General features: G+C 49.8%; 15 protein-coding genes and 1 riboswitch. Of the genes, 14 read left to right on the top strand and 1 reads right to left on the bottom strand.

Annotation, left to right across the window (positions count from 1 at the left end; all coding sequences use genetic code 11):
* The first annotated feature begins 3 nt into the window (after positions 1-3).
* The 5 genes from EFBL_RS00610 (at position 4) to EFBL_RS00590 (ending at position 4755) form a co-directional block, all read left to right on the top strand.
* Positions 4-1653: a b(o/a)3-type cytochrome-c oxidase subunit 1 gene (locus tag EFBL_RS00610; RefSeq protein WP_096180198.1), complete on the top strand. Its 1650-nt coding sequence runs from the start codon at positions 4-6 to the stop codon at positions 1651-1653.
* Positions 1654-1762: 109 nt separating this feature from the next.
* A complete protein-coding gene (locus EFBL_RS00605) occupies positions 1763-1960 on the top strand; it encodes a hypothetical protein (RefSeq protein WP_096180197.1) in 198 nt (65 codons plus the stop codon).
* Positions 1961-2052: 92 nt separating this feature from the next.
* Positions 2053-2427: a DUF3054 domain-containing protein gene (locus EFBL_RS00600; RefSeq protein ID WP_165912567.1), complete on the top strand. Its 375-nt coding sequence runs from the start codon at positions 2053-2055 to the stop codon at positions 2425-2427.
* A gap of 227 nt (positions 2428-2654) precedes the next feature.
* Entirely contained in the window at positions 2655-3440 is a 786-nt protein-coding gene (locus EFBL_RS00595) for an enoyl-CoA hydratase/isomerase family protein (RefSeq protein WP_096180194.1), read from the top strand.
* A 313-nt stretch (positions 3441-3753) separates the two neighbouring features.
* Positions 3754-4755 carry a multicopper oxidase domain-containing protein gene (locus EFBL_RS00590; protein WP_096180224.1) on the top strand — a complete coding sequence of 334 codons (1002 nt, stop codon included), beginning with the start codon at positions 3754-3756 and terminating at the stop codon, positions 4753-4755.
* A 50-nt stretch (positions 4756-4805) separates the two neighbouring features.
* Here the strand turns inward: EFBL_RS00590 and EFBL_RS00585 are convergent, their stop codons facing one another.
* Positions 4806-5120, bottom strand: coding sequence for a YciI family protein (locus EFBL_RS00585; RefSeq protein ID WP_096180193.1), 315 nt, complete (start codon positions 5118-5120; stop codon positions 4806-4808).
* 95 nt (positions 5121-5215) lie between these two features.
* Positions 5216-5319: riboswitch (SAM riboswitch) on the top strand.
* An 86-nt stretch (positions 5320-5405) separates the two neighbouring features.
* Between EFBL_RS00585 and metH the strand changes: the two genes are divergently transcribed.
* The 9 genes from metH (at position 5406) to EFBL_RS00540 (ending at position 15761) form a co-directional block, all read left to right on the top strand.
* Complete coding sequence (gene metH / locus EFBL_RS00580) at positions 5406-8855, top strand: methionine synthase (protein ID WP_096180191.1); 3450 nt, start codon at positions 5406-5408, stop codon at positions 8853-8855.
* Positions 8856-9043: 188 nt separating this feature from the next.
* Positions 9044-10270 carry a type II secretion system F family protein gene (locus tag EFBL_RS00575; protein ID WP_096180190.1) on the top strand — a complete coding sequence of 409 codons (1227 nt, stop codon included), beginning with the start codon at positions 9044-9046 and terminating at the stop codon, positions 10268-10270.
* 65 nt (positions 10271-10335) lie between these two features.
* A complete protein-coding gene (locus EFBL_RS00570) occupies positions 10336-10797 on the top strand; it encodes a type II secretion system protein (protein ID WP_096180188.1) in 462 nt (153 codons plus the stop codon).
* Positions 10798-10849: 52 nt separating this feature from the next.
* A complete protein-coding gene (locus tag EFBL_RS00565; protein ID WP_096180186.1) occupies positions 10850-11629 on the top strand; it encodes a prepilin peptidase in 780 nt (259 codons plus the stop codon).
* A 26-nt stretch (positions 11630-11655) separates the two neighbouring features.
* Positions 11656-12087 (top strand): type IV pilus modification PilV family protein, encoded by a 432-nt coding sequence (locus tag EFBL_RS00560; RefSeq protein WP_096180184.1) that lies wholly within the window; start codon positions 11656-11658, stop codon positions 12085-12087.
* Complete coding sequence (locus EFBL_RS00555) at positions 12077-12556, top strand: PilW family protein (protein ID WP_165912566.1); 480 nt, start codon at positions 12077-12079, stop codon at positions 12554-12556. The genes EFBL_RS00560 and EFBL_RS00555 overlap by 11 nt, the downstream gene beginning before the upstream one ends.
* A gap of 18 nt (positions 12557-12574) precedes the next feature.
* A complete protein-coding gene (locus EFBL_RS00550; RefSeq protein WP_096180182.1) occupies positions 12575-13723 on the top strand; it encodes a hypothetical protein in 1149 nt (382 codons plus the stop codon).
* Positions 13724-13750: 27 nt separating this feature from the next.
* Entirely contained in the window at positions 13751-14845 is a 1095-nt protein-coding gene (gene pilM, locus EFBL_RS00545; protein ID WP_096180180.1) for a pilus assembly protein PilM, read from the top strand.
* Complete coding sequence (locus EFBL_RS00540) at positions 14835-15761, top strand: PilN domain-containing protein (protein ID WP_096180178.1); 927 nt, start codon at positions 14835-14837, stop codon at positions 15759-15761. The genes pilM and EFBL_RS00540 overlap by 11 nt, the downstream gene beginning before the upstream one ends.
* Positions 15762-15771: the final 10 nt, after the last annotated feature.

The raw sequence follows: 15771 nt of genomic DNA, 5'->3' as shown, positions 1-15771 counted from the left end.
CAAATGACACAAGAAGTAAGAGTGGACCAAAAAGCGGCGAAGCTGAGCCTTTCCTATATCTTGGTTGCATTTATCGGATTCGGTATTGCAGCGATTGCGGGATTGCTTCAGGGCTTGGATCGAGCTCAATTGATTACACTGCCCACCTGGCTTAACTATTATCAGATCTTGACCGCCCATGGTGTATTGATGGGTCTGGTGTTCACCACATTCTTTATCGAAGGTTTTCTGTTCTCTGGTATTGCAAGGGTTCAAAACGGCAAACTGACTCCGCTTGGATTAAAGCTTGGCTGGGTTGGTTTCTGGGTGATGTTGATTGGCACCGTAATGGGAGTCATTACCGTTCTTATGAATGATGCTTCCGTTCTGTTTACGTTCTATGCACCGATGAAAGCGTCGCCCTTCTTCTATATTGGAGCCGCACTGATAGTTGTGGGAAGCTGGATCGGCGGCTGGGGCATGTTTGCCGAATATCGCAACTGGAAACGGAATAACCCTGGCAAGTTTTCACCCCTTTTCCTCTTTACCGCAGTGGCAACCATGACATTGTGGCAAATTTGTACCCTTGGGGTTGCGGCTGAAGTGTTGTTCCAGTTGATTCCCTGGTCCTTGGGTATGGTAGACACCGTGAATGTCCTTCTCAGTCGCACGCTGTTGTGGTTCTTCGGACATCCGTTGGTGTACTTCTGGTTGATGCCGGCTTACATGACCTGGTATCTGATCATGCCAAAAATTATCGGCGGGAAAGTATTCAGTGATTCCATTACCCGTCTGGTGTTCGTCATCTTTGTTCTTTTGTCCACTCCGATCGGGTTCCACCATCAATTGATGGAACCGGGTATTGATCCGAAATGGAAGTTCCTGCATGTTGCGTTGACATTGTCCATTGCGATTCCTTCGCTGATTACTGCATTCACAATGTTTGCCACTTTTGAGCTGGCAGGACGTGCGAAAGGTGCCACCGGGCTGTTCGGCTGGTTCCGCAAGCTGCCTTGGAAGGACGCCCGTTTCTTCTCCCTGTTCCTGGCTATGCTTTGGTTTATTCCTGCCGGTGCGGGCGGTATCATTAACGCAAGTAACCAGTTAAACCAAGTGGTTCACAATACCATCTGGGTAACCGGTCACTTCCATCTCACCATAGGTACTGCGGTTGCATTGACTTTCTTCTGTGTAAGCTATTGGTTGATTCCGCACCTGACTGGCCGGAAGATGACCCGGACAACCAACGAGCTGGGCAGACTGCAAGCGGTTCTCTGGTCGATCGGTATGATCTTCATGTCCGGTTCAATGCATACCCTTGGTTTGTTGGGCGGACCGCGCCGTACTGCCGGTACCACTTACATGAATGATCCGACAGCTCTCAGTTGGATTCCTTTTCATAAACTCGCGGCTCTTGGCGGTGCGTTCCTGTTCTTTGCAGCCATGCTGCAGGTAGGTCTTGTGCTCTATCTTGCATTCAAAGCTCCGAAAGGTGAACAGGAATATCCGATGGGCGACGTTGCAGAAGATGCAGCCGAAACTCCGCGTATCCTCGAGCGTTGGCCGGTTTGGATCTCGGTTGCAGTTATCTTGATCCTGGTGGCATACGGATATCCGATTGCCGATATGATTCAGAATCCGCCACCTGGCGCACCGGGTGTAAGAACCTGGTAAACAGTTTTAAAGAAACGGCATGCTCAAAGGGCATGCCGTTTTTTGCATGGGGTGCTCCGAACATGGGAAAACTGGGAAAGTCGTACAGGTCTACAGTTCGGAGGTTAAGATGAATACGTTCTGGAACTTTATTGACACAATCAAGTTGGGCGTATGGCTGGTTCTGATTTTCTTGTTTCACATGCTCCTGTATCTGGCACTGGGCACCGATGCCTGGTTTGTCACAACACTGCTGGCCACTGCCACTTACGCTGTGGCAATCCTTTTGCTAAAAGCGATTGCAAAACGAAGAAGGCAAGAAATTTAAAATTTCCACCCAATTGCCGGGTGGATGTTTTTTTATGGTACAATGGTTTGCGGATTTAAAATTATTCCAACCAGGGAATGGGGGATTTTTACATGGTGTGGCTGCTGCTTGCTGGGGACATTCTGATGCTGATTTTGTTTGCTTTAATGGGTCAATCGGAACATAAGACGTATACGACGTTTCAAGGCACTTTGGAGACAGCGGCTCCATTCGTCATTGCCTGGCTGATTGTGGGACTGGTCCTGGGACTTTACAAATTGCAGCACTACCGCAGTTTTGCCAGCATGTTCAAACGAACGCTGATTGTATGGATCTTGGCCATTCCGTTTGGGATGATGCTCCGCAACCTGTACCTGAACTCTGCGCTAAAAATTCCATTCCTGATTGTGGCCTTGGTATCTACACTGATTTTGTTATCCATCTGGCGCATCATTTTTGTGTGGATCTACAATCGACGCAATGCCTAGGTAAGAGGCGCCCCAACAGGGGCGCTTTAAATGTGTATCCGTGAGAAGGGTTTTGTAAGGCAAACAGAGAAATAGTGGGCGGGAGCGGTAGAGCAGGGCTTTAGGCCGGAGATGCGAAGAAGCGGAACCGCATCGAAGCGGAAGACAGAAAATTGGGAACAGAAATAAAGTCAGTCGCGGCAGTTGATTGAAAACGGGTTGGCATTATTTGGAGGAGGAGATACAAAATGTACAAAACGATCTTGTTTGAGAAATCGAATCAGATGGCGATTATTGCTTTAAATCGCCCGGAAGTGATGAACGCGTTCAATGTGGAGATGCATGAAGAGGTTTATGACGCATTGAACAAGGCGGCGGAAGACGTAGATGTGCGCTGCATTGTCTTTCGCGGGAACGGAAAGGGCTTTAGCTCCGGGGCCGATCTGAAGAGCATCAGCAGGGAAGATGTGGCTTCTCTTGATCATGGCACCTATTTGAAGAATACTTACAACCGCTTGCTTCTCCGAATGGCGGAGATTGAGAAACCGATCATTGGGGCACTGCATGGCCCGGTGTTCGGTGCAGGACTTGGGGTAGCCCTGGCATGTGATTTGCGGATAGCGGCCGCAAGTTCTTCCTACTCCATGGCATTTATCAAGATTGGCCTGATCCCCGACGCGGGTAGCCATTTCTTCCTGCCGAGGATCGTGGGACTGAGCAGGGCAATGGAACTTGCCATGCTGGGAGATACCCTTACATCCGAAGAAGCTCTGCGGTTAGGCCTTGTTAACAAAGTGGTGCCGGATGAAGAATTTGAACAGGCGGCCCAAGCCTATGCTTTTCGATTGGCTCAATCCCCAACCCAGGCGCTGGGATTGATCAAGAAGAACATGTACATGAGTTTTGAGAGCGATCTGGCAACCGTACTGGAGGCGGAAGTCAGAGGCCAATCGATTTGCGGCAGATCCAGAGACCATCAGGAAGGCGTTACCGCTTTCTTTGAGAAACGGAGACCGAATTTTACAGGAAAATAGAATTATAATCTGCTTTATGGCATGCTTTAACGGCATGCCTTTTCTTTTGCCGGAATAAACACAAAACCGGATTGATTCTCGGATTTCAACATGCGGACAATAATTGATCTAACTGTTTGAAACAAATTTTTCATAAACTTAATCCAATTATTCATGTGGAATGACATATTTTTGAAGAGTATTAATTGTGTGATAAAAGTCACACTTGGGCTTCCGGTGCGGGAATACAAAAGAGATAGAAAGTGGTTTCCTGACTCCTGGATTAGTGGGGCCGGCGCTTCGAACCATTCAAATGGAGGGAATCGAAATGAAAATGAAAGCGCTTGCATTGTTGATTTTAACAGGAGCACTTTTGGCCGGTTGTTCAGCTCAAACAGGTGACACGAACGTTGCTCAAAGCAATCAGAACTCGAAACCTGCACCAACAAATATGAATTTGCACGAAGGGATTAACCAACCCCCAGTTCCGGTTATTGTAAAGCGTACCGGTGATCATGAAGTCTATGTGGAGATGACTTCCCAGATTACGGACCTTGAGATTGCTCCCGGGGTAAAGTACAAAGCCTGGACCTTTAACGGAACGGCTCCCGGACCGGTCATCAAAGTAAAAGAAGGGGACACCATCAAATTCAAAATGAAAAATCTGGACCCGAAAGTCCCCCACAGTATGGACTTTCATGCGGTACACGCATCTCCGAGCAAAGACTTTGCCGATATCCATCCGAATGAAGAAGGCGTATTCACTTATCCGGCTATGACACCGGGCGTATTTATGTACCATTGCGGAACCAAGCCCGTATTGCTGCATATTGCCAACGGCATGTACGGTACGATTATCGTTGAGCCAAAAGACGGATATCCCACCGACAAAGAAATCAATCGGGAATTCATCATTACCCAGTCTGAATTCTACAAAGAAAACGACCTGAATGACATGACGAATGGAGTTCCATCATACGTTCTCTTCAACGGAAAGCATCCGGATCTCAGCAAGCCGTTCTATGCCAAAGTGGGAGACAAGGTTCGAATCTACTTCAACAACGTGGGTCCGAACGAAGTCAGCAGTTTCCACGTGGTAGGAACCACTTTTGACACCGTATATGTGGACGGCAATCCGAAGAACGTGCTGAACGGCCTGCAAGCTTATACTGTACCTGCATCTGGCGGTCTGGTTGTTGAGTTCAGGGTGTTGAAGGAAGGAACTTATCCGATCGTAACCCACCAGTTTAACCATGTTCAAAAAGGTGCGCTGGCCAAACTGATTGTCACCGCAGACGGCAACCCGCCGCAAACCGCTGACAAGTCCAGTCATTAAATGAAAGATTTACACCTCTCCCGCAAGGGGGAGGTTTTTTGCTGATTTGACTATTCTGCCATTCCCATATGCCGGTTCTCTTTGCAGGAGAGTTCAAGTACACGCAGTTCGTAGCTTTCAGCTCCCGATTGTACAAACGGATCCGCTTCGGCGATTCGTTTTGCTTCTTCATAGGAGGCGGCCTTAATGATGATCATACCGCCTTTGGAATCGGCAAAAGGTCCGCAGAGCACCAATTGATCTTTTTCCTCCAGGGCCTGTAAGTGTTTCACATGTGCGCGAATCAGATTCTCTGTCAGACTTTGGCCCGGGTTCTTGGTAAGCAAAATTACATAGCGGATGAACTGATTGTCCGGGGTATTCATTCGGTCCAGCCCCTTTCCGGTTTTTTCCTCTTATCCACTATCTTGACATGTGCCCCGGTTTCATGCAAACTAAATTAAAATCCAAAATAGCAAGACTTCTATCCAGAGTGGCGGAGGGAACTGGCCCGATGATACCACAGCAACCGGTGCGCGGCACACGGTGCTAATTCCAGCAGATTGACATTCTGGAAGATAGGAGGAGCGGACACCGAAGTTTGGCCCTCTCTGACAGGAGAGGGTTTTTAGTTTGCAGGGGGCGACCCTCATTAGGTAAGGGGGAGAAGCATGACGGCACGCGGACAATTGTTGCGCGAACAAATGAAGAAGAAGATTCTGATCCTTGACGGTGCGATGGGGACGATGATCCAGCAGGCGGGACTTACGGCTGACGATTTTGGCGGGGAAGAATACGAAGGCTGCAATGAATACCTGAATCTGACACGTCCCGATGTGATTCAAGGAATTCACGAGCAGTACCTGGCAGCGGGGGCCGACATCATTGAAACCAACACCTTCGGTTCCACCCGGCTGGTGCTGGCTGAATACAACCTGCAGGACAAGGCTGACGAGATCAACCTGGCGGCTGCCCGTTTGGCGGTGGAAGCGGCCCGCAAATACTCGACGCCGGAATGGCCCCGCTTTGTTGCGGGGGCTATGGGCCCCACCACCAAGACGTTGTCTGTGACCGGCGGAACCACCTTTGAAGAGTTGATGGAAAACTATTACCGGCAAGCCAAAGTGTTGATTCAGGGCGGGGTGGACATGCTGCTGCTGGAAACGGCCCAGGATACTCTCAATGTCAAAGCGGGCAGTCTTGGAATCAGGAAAGCGTTTGAGGAGCTGGGCGAGGAACTTCCGCTGATGTTATCAGGAACCATCGAACCAATGGGAACCACGCTGGCAGGCCAGAATATCGAGTCGTTCTACATCTCGCTGGAACATTTGAAGCCGATCACCGTGGGACTTAACTGTGCAACGGGACCGGAGTTTATGCGGGACCATCTGCGAACTCTGTCCGAATTGGCCCAGTGTGGGGTCAGCTGCTATCCGAACGCAGGATTGCCTGATGAGAACGGACATTACCACGAATCTCCGCAAGCATTGGCGAAAAAAATGGCCGGGTTCGCAGAACTGGGCTGGCTGAACATTGCGGGGGGCTGTTGTGGCACGACACCCGAACATATCCGCGCCCTGGCGGAAGCATTGAAAGATTACAAGCCCAGACAGGAAGCCGGAGGACACCTGCCGGCCGTTTCCGGTATTGAGACAGTGTATCTGGAAGCGGACAACCGTCCTTTGATGGTCGGAGAGAGGACGAACGTTATCGGTTCCAAGAAGTTCCGAACACTGATTGCGGAGGGCTTGTATGAAGACGCGTCGGAAATTGCCCGCGCCCAGGTGAAGAAAGGGGCGCACATCATCGATATCTGTCTGGCCGATCCGGACCGGGACGAGTATGGCGACATGGAGAATTTTCTAAACTATGTCGTCAAGAAGGTGAAAGTGCCGTTGATGATTGACTCCACCGATGTGCGGGTGATGGAGCTTGGCTTGAAACATTCGCAAGGGAAAGCCATTCTCAACTCCATTAACCTTGAGGACGGAGAGAAGCGGTTTGAGGAAGTGGCCCCTCTGATTACCCGCTACGGGGCGGCGGTAGTAGTAGGAACCATCGATGAGACCGGAATGGCGGTTACCCGGGAACGCAAGCTGGAAGTGGCCAAGCGATCCTATGATCTGCTGGTAAACAAGTATGGCGTTAATCCGCAGGACATTATCTTCGATCCGCTGGTATTCCCGGTAGGCACAGGGGATGAGCAGTATATCGGGTCGGCGTTGGAGACGGTGGAAGGAATCCGTTTGATCAAGGAATCGATGCCGGAGTGCGGCAGTATTCTTGGAATCTCCAACGTGTCCTTTGGTCTTCCGCCTGCGGGCCGGGAAGTGCTCAATGCGGTGTTCCTGTATCACTGCACCAAAGCCGGGCTGGATTATGCAATCGTAAACACGGAGAAATTGGAGCGCTACGCGTCCATTCCGGAAGAAGAACGGCGGTTGGCAGAAGAACTGCTGTTCCGTACGAATGAACAGACACTCGCCGAATTTACCGCTTTTTATCGGGAAAAGAAAGTGGCCAAAGTGAAGGAAGTCTCCAGCCTGTCCCTTGAGGAGAGGTTGGCCAATTATGTGGTGGAAGGCAGCAAGGACGGCCTGATTGACGACCTGAACGAAGCATTGAAGAAATACGCTCCCCTTGACATTATTAACGGTCCGCTGATGAAAGGCATGGAAGAAGTCGGACGGCTGTTTAACGACAACGAATTGATTGTGGCGGAAGTGCTGCAAAGCGCGGAAGTAATGAAGGCGGCCGTGGCACATCTTGAACCGTTCATGGAGCGGACAGAAACGGCTGTCAAAGGCAAGATCCTGCTTGCCACCGTAAAAGGCGACGTTCATGACATCGGGAAGAACCTGGTGGAAATCATCCTATCCAACAACGGCTACCAGGTGGTCAATCTGGGCATCAAGGTTCCGCCTGAACAGTTGATTGCCGCATACCGGGAAGAGAAGCCGGATGCGATCGGACTGTCCGGACTCCTGGTAAAATCGGCCCAACAGATGGTGACCACTGCACAGGACTTGCGGGAGGCGGGGATTGAGGTTCCCATCCTGGTCGGTGGAGCAGCCTTGACCCGTAAATTTACCCATACGCGAATTGCTCCGGAGTATAATGGACTGGTGTTGTACGCAAAAGATGCCATGGATGGGCTGGATCTGGCCAACCGGTTAAGCGACGAGCAGCAGCGCAAAGCGTTGGTTCAGGAACTGAGGGACATCCAGAATTCTTATGTGATGGAATCGGGCAAAGGAGCCGGAGGATCGAACGAATCGACGCAGGTTGCGGACAGACGCTCCGATGTCGACCGCAATGCCCCGGTTTTCGTTCCACCCGATCTGGAGCGTCATATATTGCGGGACTACCCGGTTTCTCACCTGCAGCCCTACCTCAACCTGCGAATGCTGCTTGGCAAACACTTGGGAGTAAAGGGCAATGTGGAGAAGCTGCTGGAAGAGAAGGATCCAAAGACCACCGAACTGATGGACGTCATCAATCACCTGCTGAAAGAAGCGAAGGAAACGGGGCTGATCCGGGCACATGGCATGTACCGTTTCTTCCCGGCGCAATCAAGCGGCAATGACATCCTGATATACGATCCAAAGAATCCCGCCAAAATTCTTGAAAGGTTTACGTTCCCAAGGCAGCTGCAGGATCCGTATCTGTGCCTGGCCGATTTTTTGAAACCGGTGGAAAGCGGCGTCATGGATTATGTCGGATTTCTGGTGGTAACGGCGGGCGGAGGTGTGCGTGAACGGGCCAATGAATGGAAAGACAAAGGGGATTACCTGCGGTCTCATGCCATCCAGGCCCTCGCTCTGGAGTTGGCGGAAGCCTTCGCCGAGCGGATTCATCATATCATGCGGGATGTGTGGGGATTCCCCGATCCTGCTGACATGACGATGCAGGAGCGTTTCGGGGCCCGCTACCAGGGGATTCGGGTGTCCTTCGGGTATCCCGCCTGTCCAAATCTGGACGACCAGGCTCAATTGTTTCGCTTGATGCAGCCGGAGGATATCGGGGTGCATCTGACGGAAGGGTTCATGATGGATCCGGAGGCGTCCGTTTCGGCGATGGTGTTTGCCCATCCGGAAGCAAGGTATTTTAATGTGGAATAGTCGGTAAAATGATTCAAAACCTGAATTCGACACAGCTTGACAAAATCTTTACACAAAACTGTCAACTTGATGTCGAATTCAGGTTTAATTTGTATTTCAATCTTAGTTTTGTCTGATTATAATAATCTTGTAGGAAAAAGTATCTTGGAAAAACGATCTATGCTTTCCAAAAGGGGACAGGTATTTTTGTGGCTCAATTTCGGTATCAAGCAGTCAATCGGCTTGGGCAGAGTCTGAAGGGACAAATTGAAGCTGTCGACCTGAATGCGGCCGTGGAAGAACTGCGGAAGCAGGGGCTTTATCCGATGAAGGTCAAGGCCGGTTCCGGTGGAGGACTCCTGACGAAGGAGATCGAACTGGGGTTCCTGGCGGGACGAAAGGTAAAACTGCAGGACTTCGTACCTTTCTGCCGGCAGTTTGCCACATTGATCCGTGCAGGGGTTTCCGTGACGCGATCCCTTGAGATTCTGGCTTCCCAGACGGATCACCGGGGGCTCAAGAAAGCTTTGGTGGAAGTGCACAAGGAAGTTCGGCAGGGAGTGTCGCTGCAGGAAGCATTCGCCAATCACAAGGCGGTGTTCCCCGAGATGTTTGTCAACATGGTGGGGGCCGGCGAATATTCAGGGCAGCTGGAAACGATGCTGGAGCGGATGGCGGTCTACTTTGAACGGCAACGGGCCACCCAGCAGAAACTGGTTTCCGCTTTGACATATCCGATACTGGTGTTTTTCATTGCGATTGGGGTCAGTATCTTCCTGTTGACTACCGTCGTTCCTTCTTTTGCCAAAACTTTTGCCGAGCAGGGGGTGGAACTGCCGCTGCCGACGAGAATCACGCTGGGGATCAGCCAATTTTTGACCGATCAATGGTACATAGCCCTGGGGGGAGCGGCAGTTCTGGCAGTGGCTGTCACCGGCACCCTTCGCACCAAGCGGGGACGCTTGCTGTGGGACAAGCTCCGGCTTCGGATTCCGGTGTTTGGAAAACTGTATCAGAAGGGCTTAATGGCCCGCTTTACCCGCACTTTCTCAACGCTGGAAGCAAGTGCCGTCCCGATTCTCGACCAACTGGAACTGCTCAGGAAGGTCATCGGCAACAGTCTGTTTGATCGGGTGATAACAGAAGCCCAGCAAAAACTGCGCAAAGGGGAACGTCTTTCCGACGTGTTGGACAAGCACCTCGCCCTCTTTCCGCCGATGGTGACCCATATGGTGGCGATCGGGGAAGAAACCGGGACCCAGGAGCATCTGCTGGCGAATCTGGCCGATTTTTACGAAACGGAAGTGAACGAGATGTCCTCACGGCTCAGTTCGATCCTGGAGCCGATGATGATTGTGTTCCTGGCGGTGATCGTGGGGTTGATCATTATTTCCGTTTATCTGCCGATGTTCAAAATGATGAATTTTACTCAGTAATTTCCGCACGGCAGCATCCTGCCAGCGGATTACATACTTAGCAATGTGGAGAAGGGGAGAGCAACATGGTGGATCCAAAAGTGCAAGTGGGGATGGAAAAAATCAAGGAAGAACAGGAAAAGAAGGAAAAGCGCCGAAAGCGACAGGCTGGGGTCACGCTCATTGAATTGCTGGTCGTCGTAACAATTCTTGCGATTGTATCTGGGATCGGTTTCACATTGGTGGGAAACCAGATTGATCGTTCCAGGGATAGCGCAGACCTTGCAAACGTTCGATCAATAGCAGATGCTGTGCAGAGATATCTACTTGACAATCCAAATGGTACAGGGCTTCCAGCCGATGGGGCAAGTGCAAACATAACTAGTTCACATGTCTTGGTAACTGGCGGTTACTTAGGTCAGGCTCCAGCCAACCCTTATGGTGCAACTACACAATATTCAATTGAAAGATCAGGAAAAAATATTATTGTTCGTGACGTCGATAATAGCCCAGACGACGATATCACTCTTAATAACGTATTGCCCTAATAGCACAATGCCCCTTTCATAGGGGCCATTTCTTTAAGGAAGTACACTTAAAATGAATCAATTGAATTGGCTTTTAATTCTCTATGCTGTCTTATTTGGTCTGTTAGTAGGTTCATTCCTTAACGTCGTGTCCATCCGATTTCCCAAAGGGGAATCCATTGTGGTTCCCCCTTCCAGGTGCCCCCACTGCGGTACCCGTTTGGGGATTCTCGACCTTGTCCCCGTCTTTAGCTGGCTTTTTCTTAGGGGACGATGCAGAGCCTGCAAGGGGACCATCCACTGGCAATACCCTGTTGTAGAAGCGATTACCGCTTTGCTGTGGGGAGTGGTGGCATGGAGATTCGGGTGGTCTTGGGAAACAGTCTTGGGTCTTGCTTTTGTCAGCTTCCTGATTCCCTTGGCTGTTATTGACATTAAGGAGCTTCTGCTGCCAAATGTCTTAACTTATCCGCTCTTAGCAGTAGCGATCATAGGGAGATTTGCCATCGGGTCGGAATCTTTGTGGACTTATTTCTTGGGCGGAGTACTCGGTGCAGGTTTTCTCCTTTTTCTCTGGTGGATCAGCCCCTATCTGTTTGGAAAAGAAGGCATGGGCCTTGGGGACGTAAAGTTGATGGCTGGCATTGGAGTGATGACCGGACTGTCAGGTGCCATTTTGACAATGTTTCTGGCATCCCTGTCAGGTTTGGCGGTGGGGCTTTATTTGCAAAAATCGGGTCGCCTGCAAACCGGGCAGCACATGCCCTTTGGTCCGTTTCTTTGTGGTGGAGCCATGATTGCCTATTTGTTCGGTGAATCCATAGTTGCCTGGTATCTGAACTTTCTAAAGTAAGGTGCGGTGGGAAGGGAGGGGACATCATGCAGAACCGACTGTCTGAACGAGGATACTCCCTTGTGGAAGTGCTGGCTTCCATGGTCATTGTGATGGTTCTGCTCCTTCCGGTAATGGGGTATTTCACTGACGGGTACCGCGGAGTGAAGCAGTCCGGTGATCGAACTCAGGTTGTCACGGTTGCAGGACGGACAATGGAATCCCTTTACAACTGGATGAATGGACAGTGGAAGACCCTCAGTCTTGACAAAAGCGGAAATCCACAGGATGTGAATTTTGCTGCCTTAAACATCGACGACCCACCTCCTGGGGTTCAAATTACCGTATCCTACACTTATGATTCAGATCGAAATGGATGGAATACCCGTGTTGCTTGCCGGTGGAGGCCAAATGGTGCCGATCAGGATCAAACTTATGTCCTGACTTCGTTTTACGGAGATTATGACCATGATGATTAGGATGCACAGTGGGGAAAAGGGATTGACATTGGTTGAAATGATGGCTGCTTTGACCATAGCCTTACTGGTGATTGGGATTGCTTTTACGATTCGCCAATTCAGCGAAAGGACGGAAAGAGACATTCACATTCAATCGGGTTTGCAGGAGCAGGTTCGGCTATTGGAACAGTTAATAGTACCCTTAGTGCAGGACAGCCAAAGAATCACGCCGAACGCAGACGGAACTGAAATCGTGATTGAGCAAACCGACAGCACGGGTTTTGTTACCATTGCTGAACTGTCATGGGATCCTAATGGTCAAACATTATTGGTAAAGCGATTCAGTCCTCCCTTTCAAAAAACCTTTGAACATGTAAGCGAGTTTAGTTACCAAAATAACATTGGAGTTGCAGAATTCCACGTCACGTTTCAGGACCGAAACCATTCCTTTGACACGACTTTTTCCGCCACACCGCGAATGCAACCGTAAGACAAGGAGGGAAGAACCATGCCGCATACCAGACAGAGCCGGGAATCCGGATATACGCTTGTTCTTGTGCTCATGGTCTCCCTGATCCTGATGACTTTATTGGCTGCTGTCAGCACAAGGGTAGTCTCGGAAGCAAAGAGCACCGAGTCCCAAGGTGCAAGGAAACAGGCCTACTATTTGGCAGAAGAGGGAGCAGAACTTGTTCTCAGCAAGCTTCATCAAACGGCTGAAACTTCCGGGTACCCGGATAACCAAGCAGAATTGAACAGTCTGCTTTCGAGCCTCAATCTGCCGATATCAGTAGCGGAACCTGCTGGAACCATCGATATTACCAATGCAAGATTCCTAAGCAATGGAACGGTAGAGTTTACCGCAGTAGGCACTATACCCGCTTCCAATAAAGTACAGCAAATCGTGGTAACGGTAGATATGTTCACGCTTCCTGCTGTATTTCAATATTCGATGGCTTCAGAAGGGGACGTGGACTTTAAAGGAAACCCAAATGTGACAATGATAGGTAACATATATCTGGGTGGCACAACCAATCTGAAAAACGGTTTTAAGATTGAGAATGGAAGAATTGAGTTGGGGAAGGATTCAAACCTTAACGAGAAGGATCTGGACGATTATCCTGTTACAAAAAGAGATAGCAACTTGTCATTTCCTTCTTACACCCAACTGAAAAGTACTTTGCAAGGCAGATCTGACGCTGCCGAAATCCAGACCCAGTCCATATCTTTATCGACTTTGCTGACTACGAACAAGGATGTCTTTTTATTAAATGGTGAGAAGTGGGAGTATGACAATAAAAAAGATAAATGGGAACTGAAATCAAACGAAGTGACTTTAAAACTGGACACATGGACCGACAAGAAGCTGTTTATTGCAACAACCGGGGATCTTACCATCGAAGTGGATGAGGATTTCGACGACAAGCAGTTTCGTATTTTCTTCTATGCACCAAACGGTACACTAAAAATTGATAAAAAAAATGTTCTAAAATTAAAAGGCGGGATTAGTGGTTCCACGGTTGAGATAAATGGCGGAAAAGGCAACTCCAACGTGGTCATTGAATTCGACAGAGATTTATTTTCCGAAATCGGAATCGAAGATATGCCGGGGATTTCGACCCCCAATCCCGAAGTCATCAGTCGCCGTATTCGGTAAATTAGAAGATGGTTACAGGAGGCACTCATGCAGTTCTCGTTCAAACGCCATACAGGAGTTGGGATCAGTCTAAAAGCGGATCGGCTGGAAGTGGTGTATGCCCGGGGCGGGCATGGTGTGGTTGAAGTTCTGGCCCATGAGGTGATTCCGTTTTCCAATCAAATCTATGACAATGGTCGAATCCACGATTTTGATCGGTTTGCTTCTGATCTTAACAATACATTTCGTAAGTATAGACTCCCTATCCGAAAGGTTGTCCTGAATCTGCCCAGTGCAGCAGCTGTCATACGTATGGTTGCGATGCCCAAAGTGGGACGGAAACAGATGCAAGATCTGCTTCGGTTCCAGCTTCATGATCAGATTTGGCTTCCCATGAACGATCCTGTCTATGATTTTGACTTCTTTCCACCTGAGCTGCAGCCGAAAGAACAGGTGGATGAGCAAGGGGACCAAGCGATGATTCTGCTGGTGGCTGCTCCTGGTGAACTGATCAACGGACTGGTCCGTGCCTTCAAGGAGGCAGGTATTCGCCTCGCCGCTATTGAGGTAAAAGGCCTAAGCGCTCTTCGTGCGCTAAAAGCCTTGAACAAAAAACCGGATCAAGCGGCTCTCCTGGTAGATTTCGGGACCGAGGGCGTAACGGCCCATTTCTATCAGAAGGGAAGTTTGTTGATGACCCGTACCCTCGATATGCGAGCGGATGACTACATACTACCCCAGGGTCAGGGGGCATGGGGAGAGGTGGCTGTGACAGCGGCAGGTGAATCCGCATTACAAGCTTCTTTTGGGGGGAACACAGACAGCAAGTGGGACGTTTTCGATCAGGAGAACGAAGCCCTTTTGGATTCGTTGTGCCGAGACCTTAGCTATCAAATCCAGCGATCCATATCTTTCCTGCAATATTCTTTAAAACAACGTGATTTTGCTTTGGGTACCGTTTATTTAAACAATCATGTGCCAAGTCCTACAAAAATGGCAAACAGTTTGGCGGCACAGCTTGGTATAAGCACTGAGATTCTGCAAATCCCCATCATCCGTCAATCCGTTCGGACACCACACAAAGTAGTCAGTCTACCTGCAGCCGGTGCAGCGCTGAGGGGGGTAATTTCCGATGCAGATTAACCTTTTGCCTGTACAACCTCCGAGTGTTATCTATAAAACGATCGCACTGACAACACTAGCGGGTCTCCTGGCAATAGGAAATCTGTGGTTTGTCGTGAGGTGGATTCAGCATGGAAACGAGCAGATGCTGGCAGAACAGCTACTAACCAGTGAACGGGCAAAACTTCCCGACCTTCAAAGCAAAGCGTCTGAGATCCAGAAGTTACTGGATACCGCCAAGCAATCACAAGCCCTTGATTCCTGGTCGGGCAAGCGTCCTCAATTCCTGGAAGAACTGAGTCTGTTCTCATCCCTGCTTCCTGCCAAGAGTTATCTAACTTCTGTTCATTATGTAGGGACAGGGATCTACGATCTGGAAGCCGAGCTGCCGGATATGGAATCGGTGTCGACTTTTTTGCGTCACCTGCAGATTCATCCCAAGATCACCGGTTTAACAGTCAAGGCGGCAACTCGAATTGAAGGGGAACTGAAAGCATCTGTATCCATTCCTTTGGAGGAACTGCTTAAGCCCCAATCCACACCGGGGCAGTGGCAGCAGATTCCTTCACAACCCCCGGGGTCCGGCCAACAGGTTCCCCCTGTGCAACCATTGCCCAAGCAAACGATTCCGTCAACGCCAGTCCCTGGACAACAGCCAGGTTACCCATCTGACTACGGGCAGTCCAAAGGGGGCTCTTCTTCACTTTCAAAGGTGGGGGACAAGAACGGAACTTTTTGGGCAAAGCTCAATGCTTTCTTGCCGTGGCATGCCAAAAAAGCACATGCGGAAGCACCGACAGATAACTCACATTCGGAAAACAAGGCTGAAATTCAGGGACCCGCCAACATCAATGGAACGGTAGATATTTCATTAACTCTGAAACCTCCTGCCTATCAAAAGTATAAGCTGGAAGTCCAGATTACCTTGCCCCGATAATGCCCGTAGA

The organism is Effusibacillus lacus (assembly GCF_002335525.1).
Taxonomy (GTDB): Bacteria; Bacillota; Bacilli; order Tumebacillales; family Effusibacillaceae; genus Effusibacillus; species Effusibacillus lacus.
This window is presented reverse-complemented; position numbering and strand designations above follow the sequence as displayed.